General features: G+C 62.1%; 14 protein-coding genes. All 14 read right to left on the reverse strand.

The window, feature by feature from the left end; genetic code table 11:
* Positions 1-97: 97 nt before the first annotated feature.
* The gene (locus E5W87_RS23285; protein WP_024504399.1) at positions 98-304 is read right to left on the reverse strand and encodes a type II toxin-antitoxin system HicB family antitoxin; all 207 of its coding nucleotides are present in this window, start codon (positions 302-304) and stop codon (positions 98-100) included.
* A 4-nt stretch (positions 305-308) separates the two neighbouring features.
* A complete protein-coding gene (locus E5W87_RS23290; protein WP_292402827.1) occupies positions 309-509 on the reverse strand; it encodes a type II toxin-antitoxin system HicA family toxin in 201 nt (66 codons plus the stop codon).
* A 6-nt stretch (positions 510-515) separates the two neighbouring features.
* Positions 516-4,304, reverse strand: a complete 3,789-nt coding sequence (locus E5W87_RS23295; RefSeq protein WP_292402830.1) for a vitamin B12-dependent ribonucleotide reductase — start codon at positions 4,302-4,304, stop codon at positions 516-518.
* Between the two features lie 614 nt (positions 4,305-4,918).
* On the reverse strand, positions 4,919-5,407 hold the full coding sequence (locus E5W87_RS23300) for an NUDIX hydrolase (RefSeq protein ID WP_292402833.1): 489 nt from the start codon (positions 5,405-5,407) through the stop codon (positions 4,919-4,921).
* Positions 5,408-5,623: 216 nt separating this feature from the next.
* Positions 5,624-6,124, reverse strand: coding sequence for a xanthine phosphoribosyltransferase (gpt, locus tag E5W87_RS23305; RefSeq protein ID WP_008875536.1), 501 nt, complete (start codon positions 6,122-6,124; stop codon positions 5,624-5,626).
* A gap of 147 nt (positions 6,125-6,271) precedes the next feature.
* Positions 6,272-7,105, reverse strand: a complete 834-nt coding sequence (locus tag E5W87_RS23310; RefSeq protein ID WP_292402838.1) for a universal stress protein — start codon at positions 7,103-7,105, stop codon at positions 6,272-6,274.
* A gap of 76 nt (positions 7,106-7,181) precedes the next feature.
* On the reverse strand, positions 7,182-7,925 hold the full coding sequence (locus E5W87_RS23315; RefSeq protein ID WP_292402841.1) for a competence/damage-inducible protein A: 744 nt from the start codon (positions 7,923-7,925) through the stop codon (positions 7,182-7,184).
* A gap of 142 nt (positions 7,926-8,067) precedes the next feature.
* Positions 8,068-8,976 (reverse strand): carbohydrate ABC transporter permease, encoded by a 909-nt coding sequence (locus E5W87_RS23320; RefSeq protein ID WP_292402844.1) that lies wholly within the window; start codon positions 8,974-8,976, stop codon positions 8,068-8,070.
* Between the two features lies 1 nt (position 8,977).
* Positions 8,978-9,928: a carbohydrate ABC transporter permease gene (locus E5W87_RS23325; protein ID WP_292402847.1), complete on the reverse strand. Its 951-nt coding sequence runs from the start codon at positions 9,926-9,928 to the stop codon at positions 8,978-8,980.
* A 106-nt stretch (positions 9,929-10,034) separates the two neighbouring features.
* Complete coding sequence (locus E5W87_RS23330) at positions 10,035-11,360, reverse strand: ABC transporter substrate-binding protein (RefSeq protein ID WP_292402850.1); 1,326 nt, start codon at positions 11,358-11,360, stop codon at positions 10,035-10,037.
* Positions 11,361-11,409: 49 nt separating this feature from the next.
* Positions 11,410-12,498: an ABC transporter ATP-binding protein gene (locus E5W87_RS23335; protein WP_292402853.1), complete on the reverse strand. Its 1,089-nt coding sequence runs from the start codon at positions 12,496-12,498 to the stop codon at positions 11,410-11,412.
* Positions 12,499-12,789: 291 nt separating this feature from the next.
* Positions 12,790-13,029, reverse strand: a complete 240-nt coding sequence (locus tag E5W87_RS23340) for a DUF2188 domain-containing protein (RefSeq protein WP_065008174.1) — start codon at positions 13,027-13,029, stop codon at positions 12,790-12,792.
* Positions 13,030-13,060: 31 nt separating this feature from the next.
* Positions 13,061-13,369, reverse strand: a complete 309-nt coding sequence (locus E5W87_RS23345) for a DUF982 domain-containing protein (protein ID WP_367118862.1) — start codon at positions 13,367-13,369, stop codon at positions 13,061-13,063.
* A 115-nt stretch (positions 13,370-13,484) separates the two neighbouring features.
* Positions 13,485-14,385: tRNA-dihydrouridine synthase (locus E5W87_RS23350; RefSeq protein ID WP_292402859.1), on the reverse strand; the 901-nt coding region annotated here is incomplete at its 5' end.

The following is a 14,385-nucleotide window of genomic DNA, read 5'->3' on the forward strand; positions in this document are numbered from 1 at the left end:
CTCCGATAGTGCGGCGGTTTCCGCGAACCTGGTCGCCGTCCAGCCGCGCGCGATCTTGCCTTCTTCAACAAAAAGGGGGGAAGAGAAGGCGCGGCTGCTACGCTTCTACATATTCCGCCAGGCTGACACCTTTGGGTACATCCAGCCCGTCGGCACGCAAGCCTTCGATATGAAAGCGTATAGCGTCGCGAATTTCGGTTTCCACTTCGGGCACCGTCGCACCGGTAGCGATGCAGCCGGGCAGGTCCGGCACATAAGCGGAAAAATTGTTTCCTGCTTTTTCAATCACTACCGCGTAACGCATGTCATCACTCCTTCAAACCGGACTGCTTGAGGATGCTATTCAGTGTTCCCGGCGCAATCTCGTCAGACGGCTTGCCGGCCACTGTGACGCGGCCGGCTTTGATTTCATGCTTATATTGGCGATGACTGCCTTTGGTTGCAACTAGGTACCAGCCGTCGGTCTCCAGCAGGCGAATGACTTCGCGAACTGTAAGCCGAGGTGGCATCTTTCCTCAACTGCATCCGCTCGTCGCCCCACACGTATCGCACTTCTCACATGTCCCGTTCCGCACCATCGTAAAGTTCTGGCATTCGGAGCAGGAATTGCCGGTGTAGCCCTGGAGCAGCGATTTGGCGCGGCGGTCGGCGGCGAGCTTCTTCGCCTCGGCTGCCTCGTTCGCTGCGGCGTCGGTGAACAGCGCCGCCGTGGCATCCGAAGCGCCGGAAGCAGCGCCCGCCGCCTCCTCGAAGGCGATGTCCTCGATCAGCTCCTTTGCCCGCTCCTCATAGTCGCGCTTGTAGGCGGTGGCTTCATCGCTGGCCGGCTTCAGCGCCAGCACGTTGGAGCCGGAGAACGCCGTCGGCGCGGAGCGGGCACTGGGCGAGCCCGAACCGGCAAAGCCCTTCGGATCGTTGCCGCTCACCCTCGACACCAGTTTCACCGGCGAGGCGCCGCGGGTCAGGCCCTTGGAGACGGCGTCGGTCTTGCCTTCGCTGATGCCGCGGCCAAGTGCGGTGTTGGAAAAATCCGACTGGTCGACATGGGCGAGATCGTTGCGGCCGAGATAGGAGATGGCGAGCTCGCGGAACACGTAGTCGAGGATCGATGTCGCGCTCTTGATGGCGTCGTTGCCCTGCACCATGCCGGCCGGCTCGAATTTGGTGAAGGTGAAGGCGTGCACATATTCGTCGAGCGGCACGCCATATTGCAGGCCGAGCGAGATGGCGATGGCGAAATTGTTGAGAAGGCCGCGCAAGGTCGCGCCTTCCTTGTTCATGTCGATGAAGATCTCGCCGAGACGGCCGTCGTCATATTCGCCGGTGCGCAGGAAGATGGTGTTGCCGCCGATCTTGGCCTTCTGCGTGTAGCCCTTGCGGCGAGACGGCAGCTTCTCCTGCTCGCGCGAGACGCGCTCGATGATGCGCTCGACGATCCGCTCAGTGATCTGTGCCGCGCGTGCCGCCGCCGGTGCCGCGATCAGCTGTTCGATGGCATCGTCCTCGTCGTCTTCGACGTTGGCAAGCAGCGAAGCGTTGAGCGGCTGGGAGAGCTTCGAGCCGTCGCGATAGAGCGCGTTGGCCTTCAGCGCCAGCTTCCACGACAGCATGTAGGCGCCCTTGGCGTCTTCCACCGTCGCATCGTTCGGCATGTTGATGGTCTTGGAAATGGCGCCCGAGATGAAGGGCTGGGCCGCCGCCATCATCTGGATGTGGCTGTTAATCGACAGCGAACGCTTGCCGATCTTGCCGCACGGGCTGGCGCAGTCGAACACGGGCAGGTGTTCGGCCTTCAGGAACGGCGCGCCTTCCAGCGTCATCGCACCGCAGACATGGATGTTGGCGGCCTCGATGTCCTTCTTGGAGAAACCCAGCGCCGGCAGCATCTCGAACGAGAAATCGTTGAGCTGTTCGTCGGTGAAGCCAAACGTCTCCTTCACCCAGTCCGCACCCAGCGTCCACTGGTTGAAGACGAACTTGATGTCGAAGGCCGATTTCAGCGCCGCATTGAGGGCCGCGATCTTGTCGTCGGTAAAACCCTTGGCTTTGAGCGAGCCGGGGTTGACGGCAGGCGCCTGGTTCAGATTGCCGTGGCCGACCGCATAGGCTTCGATCTCGGCGATCTGGCTTTCCGAATAGCCGAGCGTGCGCAGCGCTTCCGGGACGGCGCGGTTGATGATCTTGAAATAGCCGCCGCCGGCCAGCTTCTTGAACTTCACCAGCGCAAAGTCGGGCTCGATGCCGGTGGTGTCGCAATCCATGACCAGGCCGATCGTGCCGGTTGGCGCGATCACGGTTGCCTGCGCATTGCGGTAGCCATGCTCCTCGCCGAGCTCGATGGCGCGGTCCCAGGCAGCCTTGGCGTGGGCGGCAAGCTCCGGCTGCTTCAGGTCGGAGGCGATCAGCGGCACCGGGTTGACGGCGAGTTTTTCGTAGCCGTCTTTGTCGCCATAGGCGGCGCGGCGATGGTTGCGCATGACGCGCAGCATGTTCTGCGCATTGCGGTCGTAGTCGGGGAAGGCGCCGAGCTCGGCGGCCATTTCGGCCGAGGTGGCATAGGCCGTACCGGTCATGATCGCGGTGAGTGCTGCGCAGATGGCGCGGCCCTCGTCGGAATCATACGGAATGCCCGATGTCATCAGCAGGCCGCCAATATTGGCGTAGCCGAGGCCGAGCGTGCGGTATTCGTAGGAGAGCTTGGCGATCTCCTTCGACGGGAACTGCGCCATCATCACGGAAATTTCCAGCACCATGGTCCACAGCCGCACCGTGTGCTCGTAGGCTGATATGTCGATGGTGCCGTCGGCGTTGCGGTAGGGCAGCAGGTTGATCGAGGCCAGGTTGCAGGCCGTGTCATCGAGGAACATGTATTCCGAGCACGGGTTGGACGCCCGGATCGCACCGGCCGAGGCGCAGGTGTGCCAGTCGTTCATCGTTGTGTTGAAGTGCAGGCCCGGATCGGCCGACGCCCAGGCGGCATAGCCGATCTTTTCCCACAAATCCCTGGCCTTCAGCGTCTTCAGCACCTTGCCGTCCTTGCGGGCGGTGAGGTGCCAGTCGGCATCCTCTTCGACGGCGCGTAGGAAATCGTCTTTCAGCGAGACCGAATTGTTGGAGTTCTGGCCCGAAACGGTGAGGTAGGCATCCGAATCCCAGTCGGTGTCGTAGGTCTTGAACGACATCGAGGTATAGCCCTGCTTGGCGAACTGGATGACGCGGTAGATGTAATTCTCCGGAACCCCGTCCTTCTTGGCCAGCTTGATCTCGCGCTTCAGCGCGGTGTTGATCGCAGGATCGAAGCAATCGTCGTCCTGGCCTTCGCAATTGATGCAGGCCTTCATGATCGCTTCGAGGTGCTTCTTCACGATCTTGGAGCCGGTGACCAGCGAGGCGACCTTCTGCTCCTCATTGACCTTCCAGTCGATGAACTCCTCGATATCGGGATGATCGGCGTCGACGATGACCATCTTTGCGGCGCGGCGCGTCGTGCCGCCCGACTTGATGGCGCCCGCCGCGCGGTCGCCGATCTTGAGGAAGCTCATCAGGCCGGACGAGCGGCCGCCGCCGGACAGTTTTTCGCCTTCGCCGCGCAGGAACGAGAAGTTGGAGCCGGTGCCGGAGCCGTATTTGAACAGGCGCGCTTCACGCACCCACAAGTCCATGATGCCGCCTTCGTTGACGAGATCGTCCTGCACGCCCTGGATGAAGCAGGCATGCGGCTGCGGATGCTCATAGGAAGACTTCGACTTGGTCAGCTTGCCGGTGAACGGGTCGACATAGAAGTGGCCCTGGCTCGGGCCGTCGATGCCATAGGCCCAATGCAGGCCGGTGTTGAACCATTGCGGCGAGTTCGGCGCGACGCGCTGGGTGGCCAGCATATAGGCGAGTTCGTCGCGGAAGGCGCGCGCGTCTTCCTCCGACTTGAAGTAGCCGCCCTTCCAGCCCCAATAGGTCCAGGTGCCGGCGAGGCGATCGAAGACCTGGCGGGCGTCGATCTCGGAGCCGTAGCGCTCGGCCTCCGGCAGCTTTGCCAGTTCGGCCTCGTCGGCAACGGAGCGCCACAGGAAGGAGGGGACGTCGTTCTCCTCGACCTTCTTCAGCCGCGCCGGCACGCCGGCCTTGCGGAAATATTTCTGCGCCAGGATGTCGGCGGCAACCTGGCTGAACTGCGCCGGCACGTCGATATTGTCCAAGCGGAACACCACCGAGCCATCCGGATTCTTGATCTCCGAAAGCGCCTTGCGGAATTCGATCTCCGCGTAAGCTGATTGTCCTGGCTTGGTGAAACGACGCTCGATGCGCATTGGTCCTATCCTTTGTGTCTATATATAGCGCTTTTCCCAGGGGATTTCTGCCCCCATAGCGAAACGCGCATGTCCGCCGTCTGCCGGCGTTCGCGAACGGCCGGCTCCTTTTCACAGCCTCCGCCGCCCTGCTGGTCGAACTCCTTGCGAAGTAGCCGTCCAACGCGCCGACGAACCCTGCGGATCCCTCAAGACTGAAACTTTTTTGCGACTCCCTCAATCGAGGGAATTTCACACTATCTAGCGTCGAACCTACCTGCAAACACTAAATATAGTGTTAACAGACAATTTATTCCAGTCCGACATTTTTCCCTTTCGCCCCCAAAGACCCCACAATCGCAACGCTTCCGCCAGCCTCGTAACCAGGCGGAAATGCGGCCAAAACGCACATAATCCGGGAAAAAGACCGGGCTCAGAACTTTCCGGTCGCGCTCTCAACAGGAGCGCATGGCCTATAAAAGGCGACTCGTTTTGCGCCGTCAAGGATTCGTTTGCGTAGCTTTTATGACCCCAACATCTTGTGTGTCACACATGTGGATAACGGGGATAGAAAGTGGCGCGGAGGGTTTTCGATTTTACCCGCGCGATGCGCGGCTGGCGCGACCAGGTCTCGTTCAGGAGAATTGGTGCGGGTCGGCACAGAAATAGGCGATGATCTGGCAAAGGTCCGGCTCGTTGACCATACGCACGGCCTCGGCGCAGCTGACCCATTTGCGGGTGCGTGATCGCTTTTCCTTCCACCGGTCGGCGATCTTGTCGACCTGCAGCGGAAACACCAAAACTTCGCAAGGCACTTCCTCGCCGGAAGCCAATGCCTTGGCATAGAAGTAGCGGCCGGCTTCATGGTGGGAGATCGTGCCGCGCAGTCCGGCTTCCTCGCCGGCCTCGCGTGCCGCCGCTTCGCAAAGCAGTTCCTTCGCCTCAGGCCAGCCCTTGGGGAGCACCCAGCGACCGGTATCGCGGCTGGTGATCAGCATGATCTCGACGCCATGCTTGGTATCGCGCCAGGGCAGTGCTGCAACCTGCAGGCGGCACGGCGCCGTGCCGAAGAGCCGCTGGACCCTTTCGGCCAGATGGTTGTGCGTTGCTGGCGTCGTCAACATCGGAGAAGCTTGCCCCAGCCTCCAGAATCATCTGCCGTCTCGTGAATCTTACGGCTAATCATGGGCAATAGAAGTAAAAAACCTCATACGCACTGGTTAACCACGCCAAGAGGCGTCGATTCAGGAAATATCGTGCGCCGCGGCACGCTTTCAAGAAGTGCTCGCCGGCAAGAAGCGCTCGCCGGCATGTTCCGGGGGAAAAGCGGTTGCCGCGAATCAGCCGGCGTGGTCGTCGGCGATCGGCTTCTGGTAGGTGAAGCCCATATCCCACGGAAAATAGATCCAGGTGTCCTGGCTGACCTCGGTGACGAAGGTATCGACCAGCGGCCTGCCTTTCGGCTTGGCATAGACGGTGGCGAAATGCGCCTTGGGCATCATGGCGCGCACAATGCCCGCGGTCTTGCCTGTGTCGGTGAGGTCGTCGATGATCAGCACGCCGGCGCCGTCATCGGCAAGCAGTGCCGGTGTGACCTCCTTCAGCACCTGCAACTGCCCCTGGCTGGTATAGTCGTGATAGGAGGCGACGCAGACCGTCTCGATGACCCGGATGCCGAGTTCACGCGAGATGATGGCGGCTGGAACCAGGCCGCCGCGCGTGATGCAGACGATCGCTTTCCATTGGCCTTTGTTGGCGCCGGCAAGCCGCCAGGCGAGCGCACGCGCGTCGCGGTGGAACTGATCCCAGGAGACGGGAAAGGCCTTTTCGGGAAGGGACATTTGTTGCGCACTCCGCAGCGCGCGAAAAACGCGCGCAGACACTTGAGGGAATGCGCGCGGAATTAACTGGAAAGCCTAGGCGTTGGCAAGTGGCGGCGGCCAGCGATCCCTGTGGACTTGCCCCCCTTTGGACTTGCCCTTGCGGACCTACCGCGACAGGAAGGCCGCCACCGGCACTGTGCGCAGCACCGTGCGCGTCACCCCGCCGAACAGAAGCTGGCGCAGCCAGGAATGGCTGTAGGCGCCAAGCACGAGCAGGTCGGCGCCGGTTTCGGCGACCCTGGTCTGGATCACGTCGTCGACCGAGTGGCCGCCCGATTGCAGCACCGAGACGCTGACCGTGGCGCCATGCCTGGACAGGGCGGCGGCGATTTCGGCGCCGGCCGCCTCCGGGGCCGCGTCGAGCGTATCCGGCGGGTCGATGACGACAATATCCGTTTTCTCCGCCTCGATGATGAAGGGCAGGGCGTCGAAGGCGGCGCGCGCGGCTTCCTTGCTGCCGTTCCAGGCGAGCAGCACATGCTTGAAGCTGGTTACGAGCGGGCCCGAATGCGGCACCACCAGCACCGGCCTGCCGGCGTCGTAGACCAGCGTGTCGACGTCGGCGCTCGGATCGCCGCCCGACTCGCGCTGCGCAGCGATGATCAGATCTGCGGTGCGAACGGTTGGGATACCGGTCAGCGCGCTGTCTCCGGAAAAGCTCTCGAGGCTGCGCCACTCGAAGGACAGGCCGGTATCCTCGATATGCCTGAGGAAGACTGCCCGCAATTTTTCAGCACGCTCCTTGTTCATGTCGGCCGAAACCTGCAGGAACTCGGTGTCGGGAAAGCCGGTGGCCGAGGTGTAGGGGACGGGAAGCGTCTCGGCATGAATGCCGATGAGATGGCTCTGGAACTTGTCGGCAAGCGGAATGGCGCATTCGAGCACGCGCTCCGCGTCCTGTTCGTTCTGCAGTATGGCGACGATGGTCTTGAATCGCATGGTAATCCCTCATTTTACAGCGATCGAAACTCGCCCGCGAGAAACGTTACAGCACCATGCTTGGTTCCGGCCTGGATCAGGTGGCCGCGCTGGCGAGGCCTGCGACCATCGCTTCGACATCGGCGCGGGCGGCGTCCAGCGCTTCCTGGCTGCGGGCCCGCACGACCAGTTCGGTCCAGAACTTGCCGTCGCCATATTTCGGGTAGGACCCGATGATTGTATCCGGATGCGCCTTCTGGATGTCGCCCAGCGGTCCGCCGACCAGCCCTTCGCCGAACGGGCAGTGCACCGTGGCCGACAGCATAATGGTGCCGGCCTTCAGCGTCGGCACCACATTGTCGAGCATCGCCTGGAAAATCGACGGCACGCCGGCCATGACATGGACGTTGCCGATGCGAAAGCCCGGCGCGATGGACACAGGATTGTCGATATGGTCGGCACCGCGCGGCATCCGCGCCATGCGCTTGCGCGCCTCGGTGTATTCGATGCAGCGCGCGGCGTAGCTCGCTTCCAGCAAGGCATAGGCCTTGGCGTCATATTCGCAGGGCACCCCGAAGGCCTTGGCGATCGCGTCCGCGGTGATGTCGTCATGCGTGGGGCCGATGCCGCCGGTCGTGAAGACATAGGTGTAGCGGGCGCGCACGGCGTTCACTGCCGCGACGATCTCATCTTCCTCGTCGGGAACGATGCGCACCTCCTTCAGGTCGATGCCGATCGCCGTCATGATGTCGGCGAGGTGGCCGATATTCTTGTCCTTGGTGCGGCCGGACAGAATCTCATCGCCGATGACGAGCATGGCGGCGGTGACGATTTCAGGCATGGGGAGGCTCCGGCAAAAGTCGCCTTAGGCAGACAGGGGATCGCCTCAGGCAGAGAGGGGTCGCCTGAGGCAGAGAGGGGTCTCCTGAGATAGCGCGGCGGTTGGCCGGCGGCAATAAGCCAGGACCCGGCGCCCACGGGCGCTATTCCTTCACCGCACCGGTCATCGAGGAAACGTAGTGCTCGACGAAGAACGAATAGAGCACGACCACCGGCAGGGAGCCGATCAGGGCTCCAGCCATCAGCGCTCCCCACTCATAGACGTCGGAGCGGACAAGCTCCGTGAGCACCCCGACCGGCACAGTCTTGTTTTCGGACGACTGGATGAACGTCAGGGCATAGATGAATTCGTTCCATGACAGGGTGAATGCGAATATGCCGGCCGAAATCAGGCCGGGCACCGACAGCGGCAGCACGATCTTGGTGAGGATCTGCCACCGGCTTGCCCCGTCAATCAGCGCGCATTCTTCCAGTTCGAACGGGATGGAGCGGAAATAACCCATCAGCAGCCACGTGCAGAAGGGCACCAGGAAGGTCGGATAGGTGAGGATGAGCGCGAACGGCGTGTCGTAAAGCCCGAGATTGAACACCATCACCGACAGCGGGATGAACAGAATCGAGGGCGGCACGAGATAGGCGAGGAAGACCGCGAGGCCGACCTGCCGCGCCCCTGAAAACCTCAGCCGCTCGATCGCATAGGCCGCGAACACCGCAGCCAGCAGCGACAGGAAGGTGGCGGCGGTGGAGATGATGATCGTGTTGAGCAGCCAGCCCGGATAGGACGTGTCGAACAAGAGATAGCGGATGTGCTCGAACGTCGGATGCACGACCCAGAATGGGTTGAAATTGGCGTAGTCGGTCATCTCGAGATTGGGCTTAACCGCCGTGATCGTCATCCAGTAGAACGGGAACAACAGCACGATCACGAACACCAGCAACGGCAGATAGACCGTCACCACGCGCCGCGGCAGGCTCTGAAGGTAGCCCATGCCGCCTTCGTCGAGTTCCGGACGTTTCGTCTTCTTGATCGCGGCGCTCTTGATCGTAGCCATGTCAGTCTCCGCCGCCCTGCTGCCATTTGCGCCGTTGCAAGCCGAAATAGCTGAACAGGATCGCCGCAAGCAGGAATGGGATCATGGCGACCGCGATTGCCGCGCCCTCGCCAAGCTGGCCTCCGGAAATGCCGCGCTGAAACGACAATGTCGCCATCAAATGGGTGGCATTTACCGGTCCGCCCCGGGTTAGCACATAGATCAGCTGGAAATCGGTGAAGGTGAACAGCACCGAAAACGTCATGGTGATGGCGATGATCGGCGTCAGCAGCGGCAGCGTCACATAGCGGAACAATTGCCAGCGGCTGGCGCCATCGAGCGTGGCGGCCTCGTAAAGCGACTGGGGAATCGTCTGCAGGCCGGCTAGCAGCGTGATGGCGACGAAAGGAATGCCGCGCCAGACATTGGCCGCGATCACCGAAGCGCGCGCGTTCTCCGGATCGCCGAGGAAATTGATGCGATGGTCGATCAGGCCCATTTCCATAAGCGCCCAGGACAGGATGGAAAACTGCGAATCGTAGATCCACCAGAAGGCGATGGCCGACAGCACCGTCGGGACCACCCACGGCAGCAGGACAATGGCGCGGAAGAACGATTTGAAGGGAAGGTTTTGATTGAGAATAAGCGCCAGCCAGAGGCCGAGCGCGAACTTCAGGATCGAGGCGCTTATCGTGTAGAGCAAGGTGTTGAAGACGGAGAGCCAGAAGACGGCGTCATCCCACAGATATTGATAGTTTTCGGTGCCTATGAAGATACCGGGGCGGCCGATGCGGGTATCCGTGAAGCCGAGCCAGACGCCGAGCCCGAGCGGATAGGTCAGGAAGACCAGCAACAGCGCTGCCGCCGGCAGCATGAAGCCGAAGCCAAGGGCGTTCCGGCTTTCGGCCAAGGTCGACAGGCTCCGCGATAGGATCGACGGACGCGGCTGAACGGCAACGGTCGGCACGGCCATGGGGCGGTTCCTCATGAGGTCTGGTGGCATCGCGGCCCGGGCGGCCGCCACGCAACTTCGGAAACAGGCCGGGCAGCGCGGTCGCGGCTGCCCGGCTGCGCTGTGATCAAACGCGATAGTACCGGTTTGCGCGCTTCTCCGCCTCTTCCATCGCCTCCTGGGGCGTTGCCTGGCCCGTCACGGCCTTGGCAAACATGTCCACCAGGACATAGTCGGCCATGGTAGCCGCCGAGGCATAGCCAAGCGGCCCGGCATAGCCGTTGGGACGCAGCGTCGCTGAGGCCTTGGCATAAGCGGCATTGTTCGGGTCGGCCGTCCACACAGGATTGTTGTCGAAGGCTTTGAGTGTCTGGCAGCAGTAGCCGGCCGAGGAGGTGATCCACTCCGCCATTTGCTGTTCCTCGAACATGAACTGCAGATAGGCTTTGGCCGCGTTGGGGTAGGGTGTGTAGTCGAAGATCACGGCCGTGGTCACCTGGAACAGCTCGACCGATTTTCCGACCGGACCGATCGGCAGGCTGGTTGTGCGCATGTCCTTGGCGATTTCAGCCAGTTTCGGATCATTGTCCTTGTTGGTCTTGGCCGTGTTATACACGGAAATGCCATTGGCGATGACGCCCAGTTCGCCGGCCAGGAAGGCGCGGTTGTTGTTGACGTCGAGCCAGCTTTCGGTGCCGGGGATGAAGGTCTTGTAGAGTTCCTGCGCGTATTCGATCGCCTTGAGGGTCTCGGGGCTGTTGATCGCCACCTTTCCGCTCTCGTCGACCATCTGGCCGCCATGGCTCCACAGCAGCCAGTGAGCGTAGTTGTTGCCGTCGCCAACGCCATGGCCGTGCGTGAAGCCGGCCGGATGTCCCTTCGCCTGCAAGGCCTTGCAAAGCTCGAGGAAGCCTGCCGTGTCCTTCGGAAACTCAGAGAAGCCAGCCTCCTTCACCCAGCTTTCCCGATAGACGATGGCATTGCCGATGGTTGCAAGAGGCAGGCCGAGGAATTTTCCCTCCCGCGTCGCATACTGCTTTGGTCCGTCGTGCCAGCCGCCGTATTTCGAGCCCAGATACTCGCCCAGTTCCGTCACGTCGTGCAGCTTGTCGGGATACTGATGCGGGTCGTCGAACCAGACCAACATGAGATCTGGACCGGAGCCGACATTGGCGGCGACTGCCGCCTTGGGGCGAATGTCCTCCCAGCTTTCCTTGTCGACGCGGACCTCGACACCTGTCGCCTCGGTGAACCGCTTGGTGTTGGCCAGCCACTGATCCTCATCGCCCTGCACGAAGGGCGACCAACGCAGCATCCGCAGCTTTGCGCCGTCCTCGGGCTTGTATGTCAATCCTTCCTGGGCAAAGGCGGGAGAGCCGACGAACCGGCTTCCCAGGACTCCCGCCGCGGCGCCGGCGGTGGTGCGGATCACGTCACGTCTGGTGAATTTCATGCTCGTTTCCTCCTTTTATTCGTAGCCGTTATTCGTAGCCGTGTGGTTCTTACTGTTCGCTGCGCGTCTTGAATCGCTTTCCGGTTTTGCCGTGGAAGAGATGAATGAGGCCGGGCTCGGCCGTGAGGCGTATGGTCTCGCCCGGCGCGAAGGAATGGCGCTCCCGAAAATTCGCGACGATCTCTTCGCCGCCTTCTGTCCGGCCGATGAGCTGCAATTCGGACCCTGTCGGCTCGACCACCGCGACGGTGACCGGAATGCCCTGGTCTTCGGACAGCCGCAAATGCTCGGGCCGTATTCCCAGCACCACCGGCTCGCCATTTTTGATGGACAGTGCTGTGGCCAATGGGACTGAAATCCCGCCGGAGCCGCGAAACGACGGTGAGCCGCCATCTGTTGTGATTTCGCCCCGCAGCATGTTCATGGCGGGCGAGCCGATAAAGCTTGCGACAAAGAGATTGTCCGGCCGGTCGTAAAGTTCCAGCGGCGGCCCGATTTGTTCGACGATGCCGTCATGCATGACGACGATCTTGTCGGCCATGGTCATGGCCTCGATCTGGTCGTGGGTGACATAGACGGTGGTGGTCTTCAGGCGCTGGTGCAGTTCCTTGATCTCGGCGCGCATCTGCACCCTGAGCTTGGCGTCGAGATTGGACAGCGGCTCGTCGAACAGGAAGACCGCCGGATCGCGCACGATCGCCCGGCCCATGGCGACGCGCTGGCGCTGGCCGCCGGAAAGCTGCCGGGGATAGCGCGCCAGCAACGGCACTAGTCCGAGGATTTCGGCGGCGCGCTGGACGCTGGCACCGCTTTCGGCTTTCGAAACACCCTTGAGCATGAGTGAGAACGCCATGTTCTCGGCGACGGTCATGTGCGGGTAAAGCGCATAGTTCTGGAAGACCATGGCGACGTCGCGTTCTTTTGGCGCAACGTTGTTGACGACACGCTCGCCGATCGCGATCTGACCGCGCGAAATCTTCTCCAGGCCGGCGATCATCCTGAGAAGGGTCGATTTCCCGCAACCTGACGGCCCGACCAGCGTGACGAACTCGCCGTCGTCTATATCCACGCTGACACCGTGGAGAATCTCGACGGTTCCGAATGATTTGTAGACATCGCCAATCGCGACAGACGCCATCGATTTCCTCCCCGAATGCTTCCTGCGACGTCTTCGAAGGAAACCGCTTTCTTGAACTGCCCGCGCGGCTCCCAAGTTCCTCCCTGGTCACACGCGATGATGAAACGGTAGCGCTACCAAACCTGCCTGTAAAGCGACTGCCTGGCAAGCGCTCTTCTTCGTCGCTCCTGGTCGTGAGCGATCACAGCGGGACTGAAATTCGTCATGTCCGGGATCGGAGCATGAGAATGACTTGCCAAGCCCCAGCTCCTGAAACCGGAGGTGCGAGAAGCCATCAGAGCTGACACCAGCCTAATCGGAAACTTCGGTTTGCGGCCGGTCCCGGCCATCGGCGAGCTCGTCATGCCATTTGCCGTCGGCGTCCTCGTACTGGATGCCGTCCGTGGTGCCGGCGACCTGCTGTTCGGCCGAAGCGATCTCGGCGGCGCGCAGCGCGTCCTCGTGAGTGGGGAATGTTTCCGAGAATGTCGAGCCGACCTTGTAGGCCCAGCCCCCGTCATGCTCGACGATCTTGTAGGTCAGCTTCGCCATGAAATCCTCCGGTGGAAAAAGCTCCGTCTGCTCAATGCAGTTTGTCTTCGGGCAGTTTGCCTTCGGGCAGCCTGCCGTCGGACAATCTCTCGTCGGGAACCAGCACGTCCGATTCTTTCGCGGCCTCGACCAATGCCCGTCGCGCATCTGCTGTCGAACGATACCCCTCCAGCACTTTTAGGCAAGTGTCGAGAGCATCTCTATGCCGAGGACCACGATTCAGTGGCCACACGGTCATCAGGCACTCCGCTGCTTCCTGGGTGTTACGGATCTCACGGTATTTGCCGACATGGCCAAGCTCGACCACGACCGGCTTTTCAAAAGGCTTGTTGTCCATCATCGCCGGCAACGCGGAGCGGCCGATTTGGTTGCACGCCCTCGGCATAGAGGTTTCAAGGGCCGCCGCGATTCTTGGGGCCGCGGTCATTGGGGCCGCGGCCATGGAAACGGGCCGGTCAGCCCGCCGCCGTCATCCAGTGCTGCATCGTTGTCACCGAGCGGGCAAGCTGCGGCGCCGGATGGATTTTCTCGCCGAACGTGGCTGCGGCACGCCACGCCCAGCGCGGGTCGGCGAGGAAGGCGCGGGCCAGAGCCACCATGTCGGCACGGCCTTCGGCGACGATCGCCTCGGCCTGCTTCGGGTCGTCGATCAGGCCGACGGCCCGCGTCGGGATGCCGGCGCCCTTGCGCACGGCTTCCGCCAGGTGCACTTGGTAGCCCGGACCTGTCGGCAGCTTTTGCAACGGCGAATTGCCGCCGCTCGAGCAGCAGAGATAAGCGACACCCTCCGCCTTCAGCGCCTTGGCCACTTCGATCGCGTCCTCGACGTCGAAACCGCCATCGACCCAGTCCTTGACCGACAGGCGCGCCCCGAGCATCAACTTGGGGACGGCCTTTCTCACCGCCTTGGCGATCTCGACGACAAAACGCATGCGGTTTTCCAGCGAGCCGCCCCAGCGGTCGGTGCGCTGGTTGGAAAGCGGTGACAGGAACTGGAAGATCAGATAGCCATGTGCTGCGTGCAGTTCGATGAAGTCGAAGCCGGCACGTTCGGCCCGTCTTGCGGCATCAGCGAAGCGTTCGATGATCTGCAGGATTTCCTCATCCTCCAGCGCCCGCGGCACCTGCCAGCCCGTGTCGTAAGCGATTGCCGAGGCAGACACGATCGGCCACGAGTCCTGATCGGCCCTCAGCGGGCCGCCGCCTTCCCACGGTTTCTGGTTGGAAGCCTTGCGGCCGGCATGGGCAAGCTGCGTGCCGAACCTGGTGCCGGGGGCGGCGACGCGCGCTGGATGCCGCCAAGCGCGTCGGGCGGCAGCCTCGTTGTCGTCGGAATAAAGGCCGAGGCAGCCATGC

The sequence above is a fragment of the Mesorhizobium sp. genome (assembly GCF_004962925.1).
GTDB lineage: Bacteria > Pseudomonadota > Alphaproteobacteria > Rhizobiales > Rhizobiaceae > Mesorhizobium.

What these genes read in the sequence shown, in the direction of transcription:
- E5W87_RS23285 (WP_024504399.1), bottom strand. Translation starts at nt 304, where the DNA reads ATGCGTTACGCGGTAGTGATTGAAAAAGCAGGAAACAATTTTTCCGCT.
- E5W87_RS23290 (WP_292402827.1), bottom strand. Translation starts at nt 509, where the DNA reads ATGCCACCTCGGCTTACAGTTCGCGAAGTCATTCGCCTGCTGGAGACC.
- E5W87_RS23295 (WP_292402830.1), bottom strand. Translation starts at nt 4,304, where the DNA reads ATGCGCATCGAGCGTCGTTTCACCAAGCCAGGACAATCAGCTTACGCG.
- E5W87_RS23300 (WP_292402833.1), bottom strand. Translation starts at nt 5,407, where the DNA reads ATGTTGACGACGCCAGCAACGCACAACCATCTGGCCGAAAGGGTCCAG.
- gpt (WP_008875536.1), bottom strand. Translation starts at nt 6,124, where the DNA reads ATGTCCCTTCCCGAAAAGGCCTTTCCCGTCTCCTGGGATCAGTTCCAC.
- E5W87_RS23310 (WP_292402838.1), bottom strand. Translation starts at nt 7,105, where the DNA reads ATGCGATTCAAGACCATCGTCGCCATACTGCAGAACGAACAGGACGCG.
- E5W87_RS23315 (WP_292402841.1), bottom strand. Translation starts at nt 7,925, where the DNA reads ATGCCTGAAATCGTCACCGCCGCCATGCTCGTCATCGGCGATGAGATT.
- E5W87_RS23320 (WP_292402844.1), bottom strand. Translation starts at nt 8,976, where the DNA reads ATGGCTACGATCAAGAGCGCCGCGATCAAGAAGACGAAACGTCCGGAA.
- E5W87_RS23325 (WP_292402847.1), bottom strand. Translation starts at nt 9,928, where the DNA reads ATGGCCGTGCCGACCGTTGCCGTTCAGCCGCGTCCGTCGATCCTATCG.
- E5W87_RS23330 (WP_292402850.1), bottom strand. Translation starts at nt 11,360, where the DNA reads ATGAAATTCACCAGACGTGACGTGATCCGCACCACCGCCGGCGCCGCG.
- E5W87_RS23335 (WP_292402853.1), bottom strand. Translation starts at nt 12,498, where the DNA reads ATGGCGTCTGTCGCGATTGGCGATGTCTACAAATCATTCGGAACCGTC.
- E5W87_RS23340 (WP_065008174.1), bottom strand. Translation starts at nt 13,029, where the DNA reads ATGGCGAAGCTGACCTACAAGATCGTCGAGCATGACGGGGGCTGGGCC.
- E5W87_RS23345 (WP_367118862.1), bottom strand. Translation starts at nt 13,369, where the DNA reads ATGATGGACAACAAGCCTTTTGAAAAGCCGGTCGTGGTCGAGCTTGGC.